Annotated in this window: 17 protein-coding genes; 4 read left to right on the forward strand and 13 right to left on the reverse strand. The window is 70.0% G+C overall.

Translation table 11 applies throughout. The annotated features are described in order from the left end of the window. Nucleotides 1-30: 30 nt before the first annotated feature. Entirely contained in the window at nt 31-492 is a 462-nt protein-coding gene (locus ACAM54_RS27615; protein ID WP_192323958.1) for a hypothetical protein, read from the reverse strand. A 130-nt stretch (nt 493-622) separates the two neighbouring features. Here ACAM54_RS27615 and ACAM54_RS27620 point away from each other — a divergent pair, with 130 nt between their 5' ends. Further along, nucleotides 623-1,168, forward strand: coding sequence for a DUF4256 domain-containing protein (locus ACAM54_RS27620; RefSeq protein ID WP_369651592.1), 546 nt, complete (start codon nt 623-625; stop codon nt 1,166-1,168). A gap of 9 nt (nt 1,169-1,177) precedes the next feature. Here the strand turns inward: ACAM54_RS27620 and ACAM54_RS27625 are convergent, their stop codons facing one another. Beyond that, nucleotides 1,178-2,968, reverse strand: a complete 1,791-nt coding sequence (locus ACAM54_RS27625; RefSeq protein ID WP_369651591.1) for a tannase/feruloyl esterase family alpha/beta hydrolase — start codon at nt 2,966-2,968, stop codon at nt 1,178-1,180. A 116-nt stretch (nt 2,969-3,084) separates the two neighbouring features. Further along, nucleotides 3,085-3,777: a Crp/Fnr family transcriptional regulator gene (locus tag ACAM54_RS27630; protein ID WP_192323952.1), complete on the reverse strand. Its 693-nt coding sequence runs from the start codon at nt 3,775-3,777 to the stop codon at nt 3,085-3,087. 165 nt (nt 3,778-3,942) lie between these two features. Between ACAM54_RS27630 and ACAM54_RS27635 the strand changes: the two genes are divergently transcribed. The 3 genes from ACAM54_RS27635 (at nt 3,943) to ACAM54_RS27645 (ending at nt 7,758) form a co-directional block, all read left to right on the forward strand. Next, nucleotides 3,943-6,123 (forward strand): molybdopterin cofactor-binding domain-containing protein, encoded by a 2,181-nt coding sequence (locus ACAM54_RS27635; protein WP_369651590.1) that lies wholly within the window; start codon nt 3,943-3,945, stop codon nt 6,121-6,123. Nucleotides 6,124-6,133: 10 nt separating this feature from the next. Continuing rightward, entirely contained in the window at nt 6,134-6,592 is a 459-nt protein-coding gene (locus ACAM54_RS27640; RefSeq protein WP_369651589.1) for a (2Fe-2S)-binding protein, read from the forward strand. A gap of 203 nt (nt 6,593-6,795) precedes the next feature. Next, nucleotides 6,796-7,758 carry a hypothetical protein gene (locus ACAM54_RS27645; protein WP_192323948.1) on the forward strand — a complete coding sequence of 321 codons (963 nt, stop codon included), beginning with the start codon at nt 6,796-6,798 and terminating at the stop codon, nt 7,756-7,758. Between the two features lie 96 nt (nt 7,759-7,854). Here ACAM54_RS27645 and paoC read toward each other — a convergent pair whose 3' ends face one another. The 10 genes from paoC to ACAM54_RS27695 form a co-directional block, all read right to left on the reverse strand. After that, the gene (gene paoC, locus ACAM54_RS27650; protein ID WP_369651588.1) at nt 7,855-10,065 is read right to left on the reverse strand and encodes an aldehyde oxidoreductase molybdenum-binding subunit PaoC; all 2,211 of its coding nucleotides are present in this window, start codon (nt 10,063-10,065) and stop codon (nt 7,855-7,857) included. Nucleotides 10,066-10,070: 5 nt separating this feature from the next. Continuing rightward, a complete protein-coding gene (locus tag ACAM54_RS27655; RefSeq protein ID WP_145744431.1) occupies nt 10,071-11,021 on the reverse strand; it encodes a xanthine dehydrogenase family protein subunit M in 951 nt (316 codons plus the stop codon). Beyond that, a complete protein-coding gene (gene paoA / locus ACAM54_RS27660) occupies nt 11,018-11,668 on the reverse strand; it encodes an aldehyde dehydrogenase iron-sulfur subunit PaoA (protein ID WP_369651587.1) in 651 nt (216 codons plus the stop codon). Before paoA ends, ACAM54_RS27655 begins: the two co-directional genes overlap by 4 nt. Before the next feature lie 223 nt (nt 11,669-11,891). Further along, complete coding sequence (locus tag ACAM54_RS27665; RefSeq protein ID WP_145744428.1) at nt 11,892-12,854, reverse strand: AraC family transcriptional regulator; 963 nt, start codon at nt 12,852-12,854, stop codon at nt 11,892-11,894. Nucleotides 12,855-12,987: 133 nt separating this feature from the next. Then, nucleotides 12,988-13,977: a tripartite tricarboxylate transporter substrate binding protein gene (locus tag ACAM54_RS27670; protein WP_192323941.1), complete on the reverse strand. Its 990-nt coding sequence runs from the start codon at nt 13,975-13,977 to the stop codon at nt 12,988-12,990. Between the two features lie 22 nt (nt 13,978-13,999). After that, entirely contained in the window at nt 14,000-15,238 is a 1,239-nt protein-coding gene (locus tag ACAM54_RS27675; RefSeq protein ID WP_369651586.1) for an SDR family oxidoreductase, read from the reverse strand. Further along, a complete protein-coding gene (locus tag ACAM54_RS27680) occupies nt 15,238-15,783 on the reverse strand; it encodes a nuclear transport factor 2 family protein (protein WP_192323937.1) in 546 nt (181 codons plus the stop codon). Before ACAM54_RS27680 ends, ACAM54_RS27675 begins: the two co-directional genes overlap by 1 nt. Then, the gene (locus ACAM54_RS27685; RefSeq protein ID WP_192323935.1) at nt 15,780-16,160 is read right to left on the reverse strand and encodes a VOC family protein; all 381 of its coding nucleotides are present in this window, start codon (nt 16,158-16,160) and stop codon (nt 15,780-15,782) included. The genes ACAM54_RS27680 and ACAM54_RS27685 overlap by 4 nt, the downstream gene beginning before the upstream one ends. Then, nucleotides 16,157-16,915, reverse strand: a complete 759-nt coding sequence (locus ACAM54_RS27690; RefSeq protein ID WP_369651585.1) for an SDR family NAD(P)-dependent oxidoreductase — start codon at nt 16,913-16,915, stop codon at nt 16,157-16,159. The genes ACAM54_RS27685 and ACAM54_RS27690 overlap by 4 nt, the downstream gene beginning before the upstream one ends. Then, nucleotides 16,912-19,044: an acetate--CoA ligase family protein gene (locus ACAM54_RS27695; RefSeq protein ID WP_369651584.1), complete on the reverse strand. Its 2,133-nt coding sequence runs from the start codon at nt 19,042-19,044 to the stop codon at nt 16,912-16,914. The genes ACAM54_RS27690 and ACAM54_RS27695 overlap by 4 nt, the downstream gene beginning before the upstream one ends. Nucleotide 19,045 lies beyond the last annotated feature (1 nt).

Here is a 19,045-nt window from a genome sequence, read left to right on the forward strand (position 1 = left end):
GGGCCTTGGTGGAATCCCGCAGGTGCCCCGCTACCGGCGATACATGTAGACCTGCCCCTCGACCCCGTGTCCGAGGTGCGTCGCACCGGACGAGACCGGGTCGAGCCTGCAGCACGCCTCGACCGAATCGGCGTGCGATTGCGGCACGACGATCATGACTTCGCGCAGGCCCGAATCGAAGGCGTAGTCGACCAGGACATCGGCGACCTGCGTCAGCAGTTCCACGGAGGCATGCGCCTCGCTCAGCGTCACGCAGACATGCCCGATGCCCGCCACGGCATCGGAACGCGGTTCGAGGATCGCATTGGCAATGCCGATGCGCTCGCCGTCTTCGGACAGGACGTCGAAGAAGACCACGGGCGCGCCGGTAGCCACGTAGGTCTTCTGCGAGCGGGCGGCAATCTGGAACCCCTCGCCCACCATCCTGGCCGGAAGAACGATCTCTTCCCCCGGCGCCGGAGCACGAAGCAACGAACGGGCTGGACTGGTCATGACGGGACCTCCATCGGCGAGCCATTTCCTGCGCGGGGCAAAAAGCATAATCCCGCGGGCCGCGCATGTCATCTGGCAAACTGTCACGCGCAAGGCAGACCTGCAACCAAGCCCAACGCACTCGAGAACCATGAAGGCGCAAGAACGGGAAGCGCTGCTCCAGGCACTGAAGACCCGCTTCGAGAAGAACATGCACCGGCACAAGGCCATCGCCTGGGCCGACGTGCGCAGCCGGCTCGAAGCCAGCCCCCGCGCACTGCGCTCGCTGCGCGAAATGGAAGCCACGGGCGGAGAGCCCGACGTCATCGGCCAGGACCCGGCAACCGGCCATTACGTCTTCTGCGACTGCGCCGCGGAGACCCCCATCGGCCGCAGGAGCGTCTGCTACGACCGCGAAGCGCTCGACGCCCGCAAGGAACACAAGCCGCAGGACAGCGCGGTCGAGATGGCCGCCGCCATGGGCATCGACCTGCTGACCGAGGAACAGTACCGGCAACTGCAGGCGCTCGGCGAGTTCGACCTCAAGACCTCGAGCTGGATCGCGACCCCTCCCGACCTCCGGGCGCTCGGCGGCGCCCTCTTCGGCGATCGCCGCTACGGCCGCGTGTTCGTCTATCACAACGGCGCGCAGTCGTACTACGCGGCCAGGGGCTTCCGCGCGGCACTCCGGGCGTGAGCCCGCGCCCTACTTGCAGGCGAAGCTGGCCGCCGACTCCAGATCGCCGCCCACATAGCTCGCCACCTTCGGATACGGGCACAGGGGCCGCGTGCGGGCGGCCGACCAGCCGGCGGGCAGTTCCGTGTTGACCACGTTGGCGCCGGCGCCGCGCGCGGTGGCCACCACGGAATCAGGCGCCTTGCCCTTTTCCACCCAGGCCACCAGCGGCGTCAGCATGTCGAACTGGTCCGTGGCCGGGCCTCGTCCGCAATGGTTCATGCCGGGCACCGGGAAGAAGCGCGCAAAGCCGGAGGCATCGCCGCCATTGGCCGCACGCAGTTCGTCATACCAGCGCGTCGTGTCGTCCGACGAGAACACCGCGTCGCTGGTGCCGTGGTAGACCATGAGCTTGCTGCCGCGGTCGCGCAGCGCCGCGAGGTTGCCCGGGTTCGGCGGCGTCATGAAGGACATGGCCGATTCCGTGTAGAGCGCGGTGGTCGCGAAGATGCCCGGCGCATCGGCGTCCATGCTGAAGCCCAGCGCGAAGTCGATGCCTGAGGGGCGGCTCGTGCCCAGCGGCGGCGAACTGAACACGAACCCGACCGCGGCCGTGTCCAGGTTCTGCGAATTGGAGAACTCCCACTGCCGCCAATCGGCGCCGTTGATGCCCGCGTCGTAGGGAAAGCCGCTGTAGAGCGCGGCGCCCGCGGTGTTGCGCGCCCCGCCGAAGACGTTGTCGAGCACGGTCTTCTGCGCGGCCGTGAGGCAGCTGCCGTCGCGGGCGCCGCTGCAGGTGGGAACGTCGGTGGCCAGCTTGAAGGCGGCCTTGCATGCCTGCACATCCGCGACGATGCCGTCGGTTGCGCCGTCCAGCGCATCGCACTTCGAGCGCACCGCGGCGGCCACCGTGTTCATCTCGGCCTGCGTGAAGGCCGTCTGCAGGTCCGGCTTGCCCGCCGGCGTGTTGGCGGTCGTCACCTGGGCGTACTGCTGCACGCCGTAGAGCTGCGCGACCGCGGCCTTCGGCAGGTTGAAGCCGGGATTGCCCGCCAGGATGCCGTCGTACTCGTTGGCGGAGCGCGCGGCCGCGACCATCGCATGCCGGCCGCCGTTGGAGCAGCCGCCGAAATAGGAGCGGTCGGCCCCGCGGCCATAAGCCTTGGCGATCAGGTTCTTGGCCATCGGCGTGAGTTGCGCGACGGCGTTGTAGCCGTAGTCCAGGCGCGCCTGCGGATCGATGCCGAAGACGGGGTTCTGCGCGCCCGAGTGGCCCGCATCGGAGCTGATCACGGCAAAGCCCATGTGCAGCGCGGTGGTCGTGGGCGCCCCTCCCCCGACCCCGCCCGAGGCCGGGACCACGCTTCCGTCGAGCCCGCCGTTGGCCTGGTAGAAGAAGCGCCCGTTCCAGTCGACCGGCAGGCGCATCTCGAAGCCGATCGCATAGGTGCGGCCGTCGACGCTGCTGGTGCGTTCGTTCATCTTTCCCTGCACCAGGCAGTGCGCGGGCGTGGGCGTGCTCACGCCGGCCACCGTGAGGGTGCCGGCCGCCACGGAAGTGATGCTGGTGTAGGCCGTGCCGTTGAAGGCGGCCTTGCTCGCGAGGTCGGTGCACGACTGCAGCGTGCCGGGTCGTGCCTCCGGCGAAGCCGCGGGCGGCGGCGCAGCGGGCGCAGGCGGCGGTGCCGCCGGTGCGGCCGGAACGATCGGCAGGAATGCAAAGCCGCTCCCGCCGCCGCCTCCACCACAGGCCGCGAGCAAGGCGGCCGCACCCACCGCGGCCCATGCCGGCCGCCGGGACGATGACACGATGTGATCCATGCTGGTCTCCTCGGCCGGCGGCGCTTCGTCGGCCACAAAGGTTATTGAAGATAACCAATGTAGTTTTGATTCATAACCAAAAAAACGAGGACAAACCCGGATGCCGCCGGACCGCGCTAGGCGCTCCCGTCACCCAGGTAGCTGCGCAGGCCTTCAAGCTCGATCACCTCGACGCCGCCGTGCTCCACCCGCAGCAGGCCTGCGCGCTCGAGCGCATGCAGTGCCCGGTTGGCGCGCTGGCGCGAGACCGCGGACAGGAGCCCGATCTCATCCTGGGTCAGGCGTATGAAGCTGCTCGCCTGCGGATAGAGGATCGGGTCGAACAGGCTGGCCAGGCAGCGTGCAACGCGCGCGTCGGGCCCCAGCAAGCGGTCGAACTCCATGAGGCCGATGAAGAGGCTCAGGCGCGCATTGATGTGCGACAGGAGGAAGCGGTCGAAATCGAGGTTCGTCGACACGAGGCGTTCGAAGGTGTGGCGCGGCACGCAGGCCACGCGCGTCGGACGCATGGCCACGCCGTCGTAGCGCCACGGGCCGGGCTTCAGCAGCGAGCCTTCGCCGGCCCAGCCACCCGAAGTCACGCCGGTGAAAGTGGAAACGCGGCCATCGGCCAGGGACAGCGACATCTTCACCAGACCCTCGATGACGCCGAGCCAGAGATCCGCGGGCTCGCCGCGGCGCATCACGAAACCGCCGGCCGGCACCTCGCGCTCGTACGACTCGCGCACCACGCGGTCGAGTTCCTCGGCCGCCAGGGTCTTCGCCCACAAGCTCTCGCGGAGCATGGTCTCCATGGCCTTCGACGGCATTCGTGTTTCCTCGGCTCGCTGGCCCACTCTTCCGCCCGCGCCGGCCCTGCGTGGGGAGGCCTGCGGGGCGCGTAAGGAATGTCTTCAAAAAGACATTTTTGCGGCGGCGATCATGACATATTGGCCACCGTTCGCCACAACACAACCATAAGACTGGAGACAAGGATGGAACATCCGGAATCCGGCGCGGGCCCCACGCCTGCGCCATCTCATGACGAACCGCCGGGCATGCGCCGGCGCGACCTGCTGGGATACGCGGCCTCTGCGCCGCTGATTTCAGCCGCCGCGGGACTCGGCGGCCTGGCGGCCCCTTCGTCGGCGCGGGCCGCGATACTGCCGATGACCCCGCCTGACACGACCGACCTGATCGACATCGGCGATGCGGTGACGGTCACGGCGCTGCCGACCATGCCGCTGGTCAAGGTGAGTAACCTGGCGAACGGCCGCGTCCGGCTGGAGCTGCCGCGCTTCGAATCGGGCCAGGGCATCGCCACCGCCGCCGCGATGATGCTGGCCGACAAGCTGGGCCTGCCGCTGAACGCGATCGAGGTCGGCTCCGCCGACGCCAGTCCGGAGCTGATGTTCAACCAGCTCACCGGAGGCTCCTCGAGCGTGCGTTCGCTGCATGCGGGCATGCCGCTGATCGGCGGGCTGGCCACGGGCTCCGCCAACGCGGTGGTCGGCCAGCGCGTGACGCGGCTCGACGCGCTGGACATCGTGACCGGACGCAAGAAGTTCACGCTCGACCAGGCCGTGCCTGACGCCAAGCCGACCATGGTGTGCCGGCCGCCCACCATCAACGGCCAGTTCGTGCGCATCAACAACACGACCGCGGTGATGGGCATGCCCGGCGTCCTGGGCATCGCGCCGATTCCCGCCACGAACGGCATCGTGCCCACGCCGCCCGGTGTGGCGGTGATGGCCGAGACCTTCGGCCAGGCCTGGGCCGCGGTGAATGCGCTCGACGTCACCTGGACCGCGGGTGCGGTCGCCGGCGAGTCCAATGCCAGCATCCAGCAGCAGCTCAAATCCGCGCTGCTGCCCTTCCTGCTGCCGCCGCTGGGTGCTCTGACCGTCGAGGGGGAATTCGAGTTCGCCGCGGTCTCGCACTGCCCGATGGAAACGGAATGTGCCATTGCCGACGTGCGCGCCGACCGCGCCGAGATCTGGTCCGGCCTGCAGAGTCCGATCGTCACGCAGCAGGCGGTGGCAGCCGATCTGGGCCTGCCGCTGGACAAGGTCAAGGTGCATGCCGTGCCCTCAGGAGGCTCCTTCGGGCGCCGGCTGTTCTGGGACGCGACGCTGCAAGCGGTACAGGTCTCCAAGGCGCTGGGCCGGCCCTGCCGCCTGATGTACCACCGCACCGACGACATGCGCCACGGCCGCGTGCGCCCGCCGATGTTCCATCGGGCGCGCGCCACGATGCTGCTGGGCCAGGTCATCTCTTTCGAGCAGCGCATCGCCGGCGTGCGGCTCGACACGCGCCACGGCTTCGGCGAGATGCTGGGCGCCGCGGCCATTGCACTGCCCAACGGCTTTCCGCAGACGGTGGGCAACTTCGCCATCGAGCAGGTCATGTTCAAGACCATGGTCGCTTCGCCGTACAACTTCGGCGTCACCACCAAGCTGCTGACACCGGTCGCGATGGACATCAACACCTGCTCCTACCGCTCGGTGCACATCCAGCCCTCGCGCCTGGTGGAGGAGATCCTGGTCGACGAGATGGCCAGGGCGCTGCGCAAGGACCCGGTCGCCTTCCGCCTCGAATACCTGCGCCTGCCGCGCGCACGTGCGGTGCTGAAGGCCGTGGCCGAGGCGGCGCAATGGGGCAAGGCCATGCCGGCGGGGTTTGCACAGGGCGTGGGCGTGCACCAGGAGTCGAAGTCCTTCACCGCCTGCATCGTCGAGATCGACGCGCGCGTGCCGACCGACCTCAAGGTGACCCGCGCCACCATCGCGATCGACGTCGGCACCCCCATCAACCCCTCGGGCATCGAGGCGCAGATGCAGGGCGGCCTGTGCGAGTCGATCTCCATCGTGCTGACGGCCGGGCTGCACATCCAGAACGGCCTGCCGCTGGAGGGCAGCTACTCGCAGTACCACTTCGCGCGCATGAAGAACTACCCGAAGGACGTGAAGGTCATCATCATGCCGCCCAGCAGCGGCGAGGCGATCGGCGGCCTGGGCGAGGTGGGCCTGTCGGCCAGCTCGGGCGCGATCGCCAACGCCTATGCGCGCGCCACCGGCAAGAAGCCGCGAAGTTTTCCGCTGAACTTCCCCGTCGATTTCACCCCCATCCCCCCGGGCAAGCTGCCCACGCCGGTCGTCGTGCCGGTACCCGCCTGAGGAGTCCGCCATGCCTGTCCAATCTTTCAAGGTGAACGGCGGCCACGTCGACGTCGAGGCGCCCGACGACATGGCCCTGCTCTGGGTGCTGCGCGACAAGCTCGGCATCACCGGCCCGAAGTACGGCTGCGGCATCAACGTGTGCAAGGCCTGCACCTGCCACGTGGACGGCAAGGCGGTCACCGCCTGCTCGACGCGCGTGATGGATGTGCGCGGCCGGCAGGTGACAACCATCGAGGGGCTGGCCAACGGCAGCACGCTGCATCCGGTGCAGCAGGCCTGGATGAACCTCGACGTGCCGCAATGCGGCTTCTGCCAACCGGGCCAGATCATGGCGGCGGTCGACCTGCTGCGACGCACCCGCAATCCCACCGACGCGGACATCGACGCCATCGAGAACGTGTGCCGCTGCGGCACCTACGGCCGCGTCCGCGAAGCCATCAAGGCAGCTGCGGCCATGATGGGTTAGCAGGTCGGCACGCGTCGGCGGACACAGCTGCGAACTCCATTTCGGGGGGGCCGCACGCCGGCTGCGCTTCGAAGTGGACGGCACGAACACCGGTCGTCAAAGTGTTTCGAATGTTTCATTCAAAAACACCCCATTTGGTGATGCACGTCCGTTCTGTAACGCCTAGCCTCTGATGCGTAAGCTAATAACGACAGGAGACGGCCATGATTCCTCAGCTGCGCAACCCCTCCGTCGGCCGGCACGGGGCGTCCGGTCTCATCCAGCATGACGATGCGCAGGCCTGGGAGCAGCTCAACGAGCGGCCTTTCGCGTTCCGGCATGGCCTGGCCGGCCATCCGCTGTTGTCGATCGAGCGCCTGGCGCGCCTGTCGGAGCGCGCGTTCGACCGCGACCACTACAAGCGCTACTTCAAGGCCGCCGAGCTGAAGCTGCCGCGCGACACGCTCAAGGCGCGGTTCCGCGAAAGCATCGAGCAGATCGGCGAGAACGGCAAATGGGTGGCGCTGCACTACATCGACGAGATGGATCCCGAGTACGGCGAGCTCTTCGATCTGCTGCTGGCCGACGTCGAGGAGATCACCCGCCGCCCGGTACGCAGCCAGATGACATGGGGCAGCCTCTCGGTGTTCCTGAGCGCGCCGTGGCTGCCGGTGGCCTACCACTTCGACCACGAGACCAACTTCCTCATGCAGGTGCAGGGGGAGAAGGACCTGCACCTTTATCCGCGCGAGTTCGGCACGCTGACGGCGCCGGAGATCGAGGACTTCTACCGCCACAACCCGGTGGCCGGCATCTACCGCGACGAACTCGCGGATGCCGGCAGCGCCTGGAGGCTCGTGCCCGGCATCGGCGTCCATCATCCGCCCCTTGCGCCGCACCGCATCCAGAACGGCAAGGACGTGTCGGTGAGCCTGGCGCTCTACTACGTGATGCCGGAGATGGAGGAGCGCGGGCACGTCTACCAGGTGAACTACTGCATGCGCAAGCTGGGCTTGCGTCCGCGCGCGCCGGGCGAATCGGTGCGTTCGGACCGGATGAAGATCAAGCTCATGCGCGCGCTTTCGACCTCGAACCCGCGCACGCACGATGAGCTGCTTTATTCGGGCGTTTCGCGGCTCGCCGCGCCGTTCCGATGGGCCAAGCACCTGCGCGAGGGCCGGGCGTAGCCAAGTTCGACACGCCGTCTTCCCAGGCGTACCGAACGGCTTGATTTGTTGCATACCGGCCATGCCCGGCCGCTGGCAAGGCCGGGGCTCCCCAGCTCACACCACCGGCGGCAATCGATCCAGCAGCTTGTCGAGCGTGATCGGATAGCTGCGCACCCGAACGCCCGTGGCGTTGTAGACCGCGTTGGCCACCGCGGCCGCGACGCCGCATATGCCCAGTTCCCCCACCCCCTTGGCCTTCATCGGCGAGGAGATCGGGTCGGTCTCGTCGAGGAAGATCACCTCCTGGTGGGGAATGTCGGCATGCACCGGCACCTCGTAGCCCGCGAGGTCGTGGTTGACGAAGAAGCCATGCCGCTTGTCGAGCGCCAGCTCTTCCATCAGCGCCCCGCCGACGCCCATCGTCATGGCACCGATCACCTGGCTGCGCGCCGACTTGGGGTTCAGGATGCGCCCCGCCGCGCACACCGCGAGCATGCGCCGCACGCGGATCTCGCCGGTGGCGGCATCGACACCCACCTCCACGAAATGCGCGCCGAAGGTCGATTGCTGGTACTGCTTGTCGAGGTCGCCGTATTCGATGCCGTCCTCGGCCATCAAACCTTCAGCGCCCGCTGCTTCGGCCAGCGGCACCGCACGCTCGCCGGCGCGCACCATGCCGTCCACGAATTCCACCTCGACCGCGCCGAAGCCCAGCTTGCGTGCCACGGCCTCGCGCAGCTTCATGCACGCCGCATAGACGCCCGAGGTCGAGTTGTTGGCGCCCCACTGCCCGCCCGAGCCGGCCGACACGGGATAGGCCGAGTCGCCCAGCCGCACGAGCACCCGGTCCAGCGGCACGCCCATCGTCTCGGCCGCGGTCTGCGCGATGATGGTGTACGAGCCGGTGCCGATGTCGGTCATGTCGGTTTCCACCGTGACCATGCCCCGGTTGTCCAGCCGCACGCGCGCGGCCGACTTGGTCAGGAGGTTGTTGCGGAACGCCGCGGCAACGCCCATTCCCACGAGCCAGCGACCGTCGCGCTGCTGTCCCGGCGTGGCGTTGCGCCTGCTCCAGCCGAAGCGCTCGGCGCCCGTGCGCAGGCATTCGATCAGCCGGCGCTGGGAAAACGGACGCTGCGGCTTCTCCGGATCGACCTGCGTGTCGTTGCGCACGCGGAATTCGACCGGGTCGATCGCGAGCTTCTCCGCCATCTCGTCCATCGCGATCTCCAGCGCCATCATGCCCGGCGCCTCGCCCGGCGCGCGCATGGCGTTGCCCTCGGGCAGGTCCAGCACGGCCAGCCGCGTGGTCGTCAGGCGGTTGGCGCCGGCGTACAGCAGCCGGCTCTGGTTGACCGCGGTTTCCGGCTGTCCGCCCGGCAGGTCGCCGGACCAGCCTTCGTGCGCGATGGCGGTGATCTTGCCGTCCCTCGCCGCGCCGATGCGGATGCGCTGGATGGTCGCGGGCCGGTGCGTGGTGTTGTTCATCATCAGGGGCCGCTGCAAGGCCACCTTCACGGGCCGCTTGGCGGCCCGCGCGCCCAGCGCGGCCAGCAGCGCATCTGCGCGCACGAACAGCTTGCCGCCGAAGCCGCCGCCGATGAAGGGCGAGACCAGGCGCACGTTCTCCTTCGGGATGCCGAGCGTCTTGGCGACATCGCCGACGCCCCACGCAATCATCTGGTTCGATGTCCAGATCGTGAGCTTGTCGCCCTGCCACTGCGCAATGGAGGCGTGCGGTTCCATCATCGCGTGCGACTCGTCGGGCGTGGTGTAGGTGGCATCGAGCTGCACGGGGGCCGCGGCGAACGCGCCCGCGAAGTCGCCCGCCTTTGTCAGCGGCTCGCCGGAAAACGGATCGGCCTTGGGCATCTGCGCCGCATCCTTTTCGGCGGCCAGGTCGAAGCGCCCCGGCGCACGCGTGTACCCGATGCGCACCAGCTGCGCCGCGGCGCGCGCCTGCTCGAAGGTGTTGGCCACGACGAGCGCGACGGCCTGGTGGTAGTGGTCGATCTCGGGGCCGCCCAGGAGCCTGGCCGTATTGAAGTCGCCCTTGCCGAGCTTGCCGGCATTGCGCGCGGTGATGATGGCCAGCACGCCCGGCGCGGCGCGCGCGGCGCCCAGGTCCATCGAGGCGATGCGGCCTTTCGCGATGCCGGCACCCACCACCCAGCCATAGGCGGCGTTGGGCACCTCGGTGTGGCGTTCGTAGGCGTAGCGTGCGGTGCCGGTGGTCTTCATCGGGCCGTCGATGCGGTCGGTCGGCTTGCCGATGATCTTGAGCTGGTCGATCGGATTGGTGGTGGCGGGCGTGTCGAATTTCATGCGGCTCAGCTCCTTGCTTGCGCCAGTGCCGCGGCCAGCGCGCGCTCGGCCAACGGCAACTTGAATGCGTTCTCGTGCGTCGGCTGTGCGCCGGCCAGCAGCTGCGCGGTCACCGCCTTGGCGCCTTGGGGCATCGCCGCCTCCGCGGCCTCCACGCGCCACGGCTTGTGCGCCACGCCGCCCAGTGCGACGCGGCCCGAGCCGTCGCGCTGCACGACCGCCGCAACGGACACCAGCGCAAAGGCATAGGAGGCGCGGTCGCGCACCTTGCGGTAGATCTGCGTGCCGCCGATCGGCTTGGGAAGCGTGACGCCGGTGACCAGCTCGTCCCGCTCCAGCGCCGTCTCGATGTGCGGCGTGTTGCCGGGCAGGCGGTGGAAGTCCGCGATCGGGATCACGCGCGTGCGGCCGTCGGGGCGCACCGTCTCCACCGCCGCGTCGAGCACGCGCATCGCCACGGCCATGTCGCTCGGATTCGTCGCGATGCAGGCCGTGCTCGTGCCGACCACTGCATGCTGGCGCGTGATGCCGCCGATGGCGCTGCAGCCGCTGCCGGGCTGGCGCTTGTTGCACGGCTGGTCGGTGTCGTAGAAGTAGGGGCAGCGCGTGCGCTGCAGCAGGTTGCCCGCCGTGGTGGCCTTGTTGCGCAACTGGCCGGAGGCGCCGGCCAGCAGCGCGCGCGACAGCACGCCGTAGTCGCGGCGCACGCGCTCGTCGGCGGCCAGGTCGGTGTTGCGCACCAGCGCGCCGATGCGCAGGCCGCCCTCGGGCGTCGGCTCGATCCTGTCCAGCGCCAGGCCGTTCACGTCGACCAGGTGCGTGGGCGCCTCGATCTGCAGCTTCATCAGGTCCAGCAGGTTGGTGCCGCCGGCAATGAACTTGGCGCCGGGGTTGCGTGCGACCGCGGCCGCCGCCTGCGCCGGGGACTGCGCCTTCTCGTAGGTGAAAGGCTTCATGCGCGGCTCCCGGCCACCTCGGTGATGGCATCGACGATGTTGGAGTAGGCGCCGCAGCGGCAGATGTTGCCGCTCATGCGCTCGCGCAGTTCCTCGGCCGACAGCAGCGGGCGCGCGGTGAGATCGGCGCTCACGTGGCTCGGCACGCCGCGCTTGATTTCGTCGAGCACGGCCACCGCCGAGCAGATCTGGCCGGGCGTGCAGTAGCCGCACTGGTAGCCGTCGTGCTTGACGAAGGCGGCCTGCAGCGGATGCATGTTCTGCGGTGTGCCGAGGCCCTCGATGGTGGTGACCTGCCCGCCGTCGTGCATGACGGCCAGCGTCAGGCAGGAATTGATGCGCCGGCCGTCGGCAATGACCGTGCAGGCGCCGCACTGGCCGTGGTCGCAGCCCTTCTTGGTGCCAGGCAGGTGCAGGTGCTCGCGCAGTGCATCGAGCAAGGTGGTGCGCGTGTCGAGATCGAGCGAATGCGTTTGGCCGTTGACGTTGAGCGACAACTTCGCACGCGGTCCCGCGGCTGCCGGGGGCGCGGGCTGCGCGGCCGCGGCCGGTGCGGAAGCGGACGAAACCGCCGCGGCGGTGACCGCGCCGGCAATGAGTGCGTCGCGCCGAGAGATCAAGGGCAAGGGAATCGTGGGACTGTGCATGTCGGCTCCTGTCGTTCGAAGTTCGGGTGCATCGGCCATCGCTTTTTTGATATCACGCGCCACCGGCGGTCGCAATAGGAGAACGGATGCCATGCACCTGCGAACAGTTTCATCGTGTCTTCGGCTCCCCATTTTTCTGGCGCCGCGCGGGGATTGACAGGGGCATTCCGCTTGTTTTCTTGCCCAATCCGCTGATGCCGCAAGCTGCTGCTTACGGAAGTTCCTATGCCAGGCGCGGCAGCCCTTGCCTGGGCGCCTCGGCGCCCCGCGCGGCCCCTCGCAGCACCTCGATGTCCCGCTTGGGCGGCGCACCGAACAGGCGGCTGTACTCGCGGCTGAACTGCGAGGGACTTTCATAGCCGACCCTGAACGCCGCACCGGCCGCATCGAAGTGTTCGCTCAGCATCAGCCGCTTCGCTTCGTTCAGCCGCAGCCATTTCTGGTACTGCAGCGGGCTCATCGCGGTGAGCTGGCGAAAGTGGTGGTGGAAGGTGGGTGCACTCATCTGCACGCGCGCCGCGAGTTCGTCGATGCGAAGCGGCATGGCGTAGTTCAGCTTCAGCCAGTCGATGGCCCGGGCGATCCGGTAGCCCTGTCCGTCCACCGATGCGATCTGCCGCAGCTTTGCAGCCTGGTCGCTCATCAGCAGCCGGTAGTGGATCTCGCGCTGGATCAGCGGTGCGAGCACCGGGATGGCGTGCGGCTCGTCCAGCAGTTCCAGCAGACGACAGAACGGCGCCAGGATGGCGGGCGTTGCCGCACCGATGCCCACCCCCACGCCGATCGGCCGGTCGCGCGGCGGCGGCAGGCCGCCCTGCGCGATCAGCTCGGCCAGTATGCGCACATCGAGCTTCAGCATCAGCCCCAGGCAGGGCTGCCCGGGGCTTGCCACCCTCACCTCCGAATTGGCAGGCACGTCCAACGAGGTGACGAGGAACCGCGAGGTGTCATAGGCATAGGCCTCGCCGCCGATCCACATCTGCTTCGCGCCCTGGGCAACCAGCACGATGCTCGGCTCGACCATGCACACCGCAGGCGGCGCGGGAGCATCGCGCCGGAAGAAGCCGAGGCCGGCGATGGGTGTTTCGAAGTCGCCCGCTCCGGGCGTCCGCGCGCCGATGATCTGCGCCATCGCTTCCTGTGGCGGCCTGCATTGAGCTGCCGCGTCGTCGTGTCTGGATGCCATGCTGCTTGGAGCCTTCGAAAAAGACTCTAACCCGCCGGCCCGGACTCCATCCACAAAAGTCCGCCACCGCCAGAGGATCAGGCAAGAAATCCAGCGGAGTGCGCAATCGATGGCCTGTGGATCCCGCCAACGCTCAATCGAGCCGCAGCTTCGCAACCCTGGCCAGCGACTGCCAGGCCGCAAGGTCGCGGCGCACCGTGGCCGCGAACTCGTCGGCGTCCTTGATCGGCGGGCGCGGCATGTTCTGCGCGGCGAACTTCTGGACGATCTCGTCGGCCGAGAGGATGCGGTTGATCTCCTGGTTCAAGCGCAGCACCACCTCGCGCGGCGTGCCGGCCGGCGCGAAGACGCCGTACCAGCCGTCCGCATCGAAGCGGTAGCCCTGCTCGGTCAGCGTGGGCACGTCGGGCAGCGCCGGCCCGCGCGCCGAGCCCGTGCAGCCCACGGCCTGCAGCTTGCCGCTGCGAATGTGGGGCACCGGCGATGCGATGTCGACGAAGCCCACGCCGATGCTGTTGCCCAGCAAGTCGCTCAGCAGCGGCGAGACGCCCTTGTAGGGGACGTGCACCATGTCCATGCCGTACTGCGCCTTGAGGCCTTCCATCACCAGGTGGCCAGTCGATCCGCTGCCCCAGGAGCCATAGGCCAGCTTGCCGGGGTCGGCCTTGGCATGGCGCACCAGATCCGCCAGCGTCCTGATGCCGGTGGCCGGGTTCGCCACCAGCAGGATGCCCGCGGCACCGACCTGGGCGACGGGCAGCAGGTCCTTCTGCGCGTCATAGGGCATCTTCGGCTGGATGACCGGGTTGATGGCGATGGCCGAGGACGGCGACAGCAGGATCGTGTAGCCGTCGTGCGGCGCCTTGGCGACCGCGTCGTTGCCGATCAGGCCGTTGGCGCCGGGCTTGTTGTCCACCACCACGGGCTGCCCGAGGGCCTGCTGCAGCGGCCCGGCCAGAAGTCGCGCGAAGATGTCCGAGCCCGCACCCGCGGGGCCGGACACGACCATGCGGATCGGGCGTGCCGGCCAGCCGCCGGCTTCGCTGGCGCGCAGCGGCGCTTGCAGCGCGAGCAGGCCCGCGCCGGCCAGCAGGCGGCGGCGGGAAATGGGGGTGTCGATCATGCGGTGTCTCCTTGTTCATGTTTCAGCGTTCGGCCGCGCCGGCACCGGGCCGCAGCACCTGCCCGGTCAGGAACTGCGCGCGTGCGCCGGCCAGGTAGCCGAGCAGCGGCAGGCAGGCCTCGGGCGCGAGGCCCGGCGGCAGCTCGAGTGCGTTGATGCGCAGTCCGTGCGCACCCCATTCGGCGGCCAGCGTGGCCACGAGCATGCGGGCCGCTTCGGCATCGCCGGCCAGCGCCCAGGGCAGCGCCGGAGCAGGCCGCGGCAGCAGCAGCGTGAGGCTGGCCAGCGCCGCATGGCGTGCGCGGAAGCCGCGGGCCGCATCGAGCACGGCCTCGAGCTGCGCGCCCGGCGGCGCATCGAGGGCGCGGCCGTCGACGACGGCGGGATAGCCCTGGCTGCCGGGGTGGTCCGCATGCGAGCGCGCCCACGCGTCCAGGGCGGCCTGCCAGGCTGGCTCGCGCACCGACTCACCATGCGGCCGAAGCGGCGCCTCGAACGCAAGCGGCGGATGCTCGCACGGCGGCAAGGGCTGGCTGCCGCCGCAGACGGAGGAGCCGCCATCAAGCACCAGCAGCTGCCCGGTGAGCACGCGCGCGGCCGCGCTGGCCAGGAAGCACAGCGCCTCGGCCATGTCCTCGGGCTCGGCCATCCGGCCCAGGGGGATCTTCGAGACCGCCTGCGCCGGATTCAGCCGGCCGCCATCGATCAGGCGCTGCACGAGTTCGGTCCGCACGAAGCCCGGCGCGAGCGTGGTCACCGTCCAGTCGGGCCGGGCTCGCGCCAGCGCCCGGCCCTGGGCAATCAGCCCGGCCTTGCTCGGGCTGTAGAGCCCGCGCCACGGAATGGCGCGCAGCCCTGCGCCGGAGGCCACGTTGACGATGCGCGCACCCGGCCGAAGCCGCGCCGCGCAGGCCTGCACCATGCGGGCCGGCGCCGCCAGGTTGAGCGCCAGCAGGCGCGCGGCCGTGCCGTCGTCGTGGCCGGACGTGGCCTCGGCGCCGCCGGCCGACAGGCCCGCGTTGTTGACGAGGGCATCGAGCGGCGGTATCTCCTGCCCCAGGCGCTCGATGCGGGCGGCATCCGTCAGGTCGGCCACCAGGCTCAGCGGCCGCTCGGCCTCGGCGGGCCAGAGGGCTTCGAGGCGCTGCAGCGCCTCTGCATCGGCGTCGACCAGCACGCAGCGCCAGCCGGCACGCGCGAGGCCCAGCGCCGCGGCGCGGCCGATGCCGGCGCCGGCGCCGGTGAGCAGCACCGTCGCCATCAGCCGCCCCGCACTTCGCGCAGCAGCGCATACACGGCGTCGTGCGGCGCCGCGGTGCCGACCGGCTGGCGCGCGCCGAACAGGACTGCATCGTCCTGCCTCAGCTCGGGCCGCGTGCGCTCCTCGATCCAGTCGTAGATCACCGTGCGCGCGGCCACGCGCCACTCGCCGCCGCGGCGCTCGAAGCGGTCCGCATAGCGGCCGCACAGGAAGGTTTCGCGATCGGGCTGCGCGGCCGTGGCCTGCAGCGCGAAGAAGCTGCTTTCCACCGCCGCGGCATCGCCATGCAGCTCGATCAGCACATTGCTGACCTGGTGGACACGCCGGCCGCCCTGCCGCAGCCTTTCCAGCGCCTGCGCGATGAAGCCGGCGGCGCTGCCGTTCCAGGCGCCGTGGCAGTCCGTGGCGTCCTCCCAGTAGGCGGAACGCAGGGCCGCCTCGTCACAGCGGTCGATGCCCCGGCAGTAGCGCAGCAGGCAATCGCGGATCGCCTCGCGGTCCAGCAGGGCCTGCAGGGTTGCCGGCCCTTGCACGGAGGCACTCATGCGGCTGCGGGCGCGGCGCGCCGGAACAGTTGCACCAGGTTGCCTTCGGGATCGCGCAGCGACAGCACGGCGCCATGGCTGCCCATGTCGCGCAGGCCCAGCACCTGTCCGCCGGCCGCGCCGATGCGTTCCGCCGCGCCCTCGAAGTCGTCCACCTCCAGCACCATCACCAGGCCGCTGGTGGCAGGCGTCGCCTCCTCGGCGCAGGCCAGCGCCACGTTGGTGCCGCCCACGCCGTACTGGATCCAGCGGTCGCCATCGCGGAACTTCATCGGCAGGCCCAGCGCGCCTTCATAGAAGGCATGCAGGCTGGCCGGCTGCTTTGCCACGACGAACACGTTCTGCACCCGCTTGGGCGGCCGAAGCGCGCTGCTCACAGCGAGGTCTCCGAAGCGCCGCCGTCCAGCCGCAGCACGTCCGCGTTGAAGAAGCGCGAGCCGTCGCCGGCCAGGAAGCAGATCGCGTCGGCGATGTCTTCCACCGTGCCCAGCCGACCCAGCGGCGTGCGGCCGATGCGCCGGGCGTCGAGCTCGGCATTGCGGTGCTTGGCGGTGCCTTCGGTGGGCACCGCGCCGGGCGCGACCGCGTTCACGCGGATGTTGCGCGCGCCCAGGTCGGCCGCCGAGGCACGCGTGATGCCCAGCACGCCGGCCTTGATGCCGCTGTAGACCACCGAGCGCATCGGCGACTTGAAGGCCGCGATGGAGGCCACGTTGATGATCGAGCCGCCGCGCTGCGCATCCATCGCCTCGGCCGCGGCCTGGATGCCCCAGATCACCGACTTGAAGCCGATCTCCACCATGCGGTCCATGACCTCCGGCGTGATCTCGGCCAACGGCTGGTAGCGCACCCAGGCGGCGTTGTTGACCATGACGTCCAGCCGGCCGGCCTCGCGTGCGAACTGGGCCACGGCCTCGCGCATGCCGTCGCGCGTCGACACGTCGCAGGGCAGCCCGATGGCCTGGCCGCCGAGCGCGCGGATCTCGGCCACGGCCTCCTCCACGAACTCCGGCTTCAGGTCGTTGATGCCGACGGTGGCGCCCAGGCGCGCCATGGCGCGCGCGGTGGCGCGGCCGATGCCGTGGCCCGCGCCGCTGATGAAGGCCGTGCGGCCTGTCAGGGACATGTTCATGGTTGAGCTTTCTTGGTGGGTTCCCCGGGCACCAGCAGCGCGTCGAGCGCATGGGCGCCGCGGCCCTGCTCCAGCACCACCAGGGGGTTGATGTCGATCTCGGACACGCTGTCGGCGTGCCGCACCGCGAAGCGCGACAGCGCCGCGATGGCCTGCGCGGCCGCCGGCACGTCGGCCTTGGGCCGGCCGCGCGCGCCGTCGAGCAGCGGGAAGGCCTTGAGCGAGCGCAGCATCGCTGTGGCCTGCGCCTCGTCGACGGGTGCGGGCTGCAGCGCCACGTCCTTGAAGATCTCGGCAAAGATGCCGCCCAGGCCGACCATCACCATCGGGCCGAACACCGGGTCCTTCTTGGTGCCCAGGATCAGCTCGACGCCGCCCTGCACCATCTGCGCGACCAGCACGCCGGCGATGCGGGCCCCGGGCGCCTTCTGCGCGACGCGCGCCAGCAGTTGGTCGTATTCCTCGCGCAGCTGCGCTTCGGAGCGCACGCCGACGAACACGCCGCCGGCTTCGGTCTTGTGCGCGATGTCGGGCGAGACGATCTTGAGCACCAGCGGAAAGCCCATCTCGCGCGCGGCAGCGAGCGCCTCGCCGAAGCTGCGCGCGATCGCCTCTCGCGGAACAGGCAGCCCCGCCTCGGCCAGCACCGCCTTCGCACTGGCCTCGGTGGCGAAGGCCTCGGCGGGCAGCGGCGCGCGCGCGATGGCCGGCGCAGCTGCCCGTTCGGCACCGCGCGCACCGAAGCGCAGCAGCGCAGCCACCGTCGCGCAGGCCGCATCGATGCCTTCGACCACCGGGAAGCCCATCGCGTTGAGCCGTGCGCGCACCTCGTCGGGGGCCCGCGCGCACAGCAGGACGAGGCGCGAAGGATGGTCCTTGCGCACCTGCGCGAGCGCCTCCAGGAACACGTCGCGCAGCCGCGGCACGTGGAAGGCGTTGGCCGACTGCAGGATCAGCGCGTCGCAGCTGTCGTCGCGCGCCACGGCATCGAGCATCAGTGCCAGCACCTCGGGCCGGCTCGACACCTGTGCCGTCATGTCCACCGGATTGGACGGCGCGGCGAAGGGCACGGCCGACAGGATGCGCTCCTGCGTCGGTGCCGCCAGCCTGGGCAGCGCCAGGCCCTGCGCACTGGCCGCATCGGCCAGCAGCACGCCGAAGCCGCCGGAGGCCGTGAGCACCGCCACGCGGTGGCCACCGGGCACGCGCGCCGGACCGACCACCGACAGCGCATGGCCGACCTCGAGCAGCAGCTCGATGCTGGGCACGCGCAGCGCGCCGCCCTCGCGCAGCACGGCATCGAACACCGCGTCCGAGCCGGCCAGCGCGCCGGTGTGCGAGGCCGCGGCCGCGCTGCCGGCCTCGGAGACGCCGACCTTGAGCACCACCAGCGGCTTGCCGGCCTCGCGCGCCATGTCCATGGCCTGTCTCAGCTTGGCGCCGTCGCGGCAGGTTTCCATGCAGCACAGGATCACGGAGGTGCCGGGGTCGGCCGCCAGCGAGGCAATGGCATCGGCAATGTCCACGTCGCATTCGTTGCCCGTGGTCAGCATGCGGCTCACGCCCAGGCCGCGCTCGCCGGCCAGCCGCAGGGTGAAGCTGCCGAGGTTGCCGCTCTGCGAGACGATGCCCACCGAGCCCGCCGCGGGAAAGGACGATTCCAGCGCCACCGAGAAGGTAGCGATGCTCTTGTCCGGCACGCCGATCGCGCCCAGGCAATTGGGGCCGACGATGCGCATGCCGCTGGTCCGCGCCACCTCGCCGATGCGCGCCTGCAGGCGGCTGCCCTCCTCGCCCATCTCGGAGAAGCCGGCGGACAGGATGACCGCGGCCTTCACGCCGCGCTGCGCGCAGTCCTGCACCGCCTCGAGCACGCCTGCGGGCGGCACCGCGATCACGGCCAGTTCGGGCACCTCGGGCAGTTCCGCCACGCTCGCATAAGCCTGCAGCGACTGCACCAGGCCGCCCTTGCGGTTGACCGGATAGATGCCGCCCGCATAGCCGTACTTCTGCAGGAACTGCAGCGGTCGGCCGCCGATCTTCGTGACGTCGTCCGAGGCGCCGAAGATCGCGATCGAGCGCGGCTTGAACAGCGCGTCCAGCCCGCGCCCCACTTTCACTGCCTGCATC

The sequence above is a fragment of the Variovorax sp. V93 genome (assembly GCF_041154485.1).
Classification (GTDB): Bacteria; Pseudomonadota; Gammaproteobacteria; order Burkholderiales; family Burkholderiaceae_C; genus Variovorax; species Variovorax beijingensis_A.

Coding starts and splice junctions, on each gene's coding strand:
- ACAM54_RS27615 (WP_192323958.1), bottom strand. CDS start 492: ATGACCAGTCCAGCCCGTTCGTTGCTTCGTGCTCCGGCGCCGGGGGAA.
- ACAM54_RS27630 (WP_192323952.1), bottom strand. CDS start 3,777: ATGCCGTCGAAGGCCATGGAGACCATGCTCCGCGAGAGCTTGTGGGCG.
- paoA (WP_369651587.1), bottom strand. CDS start 11,668: ATGCACAGTCCCACGATTCCCTTGCCCTTGATCTCTCGGCGCGACGCA.
- paoC (WP_369651588.1), bottom strand. CDS start 10,065: ATGAAATTCGACACGCCCGCCACCACCAATCCGATCGACCAGCTCAAG.
- ACAM54_RS27665 (WP_145744428.1), bottom strand. CDS start 12,854: ATGGCATCCAGACACGACGACGCGGCAGCTCAATGCAGGCCGCCACAG.
- ACAM54_RS27640 (WP_369651589.1), top strand. CDS start 6,134: ATGCCTGTCCAATCTTTCAAGGTGAACGGCGGCCACGTCGACGTCGAG.
- ACAM54_RS27670 (WP_192323941.1), bottom strand. CDS start 13,977: ATGATCGACACCCCCATTTCCCGCCGCCGCCTGCTGGCCGGCGCGGGC.
- ACAM54_RS27625 (WP_369651591.1), bottom strand. CDS start 2,968: ATGGATCACATCGTGTCATCGTCCCGGCGGCCGGCATGGGCCGCGGTG.
- ACAM54_RS27645 (WP_192323948.1), top strand. CDS start 6,796: ATGATTCCTCAGCTGCGCAACCCCTCCGTCGGCCGGCACGGGGCGTCC.
- ACAM54_RS27675 (WP_369651586.1), bottom strand. CDS start 15,238: ATGGCGACGGTGCTGCTCACCGGCGCCGGCGCCGGCATCGGCCGCGCC.
- ACAM54_RS27680 (WP_192323937.1), bottom strand. CDS start 15,783: ATGAGTGCCTCCGTGCAAGGGCCGGCAACCCTGCAGGCCCTGCTGGAC.
- ACAM54_RS27620 (WP_369651592.1), top strand. CDS start 623: ATGAAGGCGCAAGAACGGGAAGCGCTGCTCCAGGCACTGAAGACCCGC.
- ACAM54_RS27690 (WP_369651585.1), bottom strand. CDS start 16,915: ATGAACATGTCCCTGACAGGCCGCACGGCCTTCATCAGCGGCGCGGGC.
- ACAM54_RS27635 (WP_369651590.1), top strand. CDS start 3,943: ATGGAACATCCGGAATCCGGCGCGGGCCCCACGCCTGCGCCATCTCAT.
- ACAM54_RS27655 (WP_145744431.1), bottom strand. CDS start 11,021: ATGAAGCCTTTCACCTACGAGAAGGCGCAGTCCCCGGCGCAGGCGGCG.
- ACAM54_RS27695 (WP_369651584.1), bottom strand. CDS start 19,044: ATGCAGGCAGTGAAAGTGGGGCGCGGGCTGGACGCGCTGTTCAAGCCG.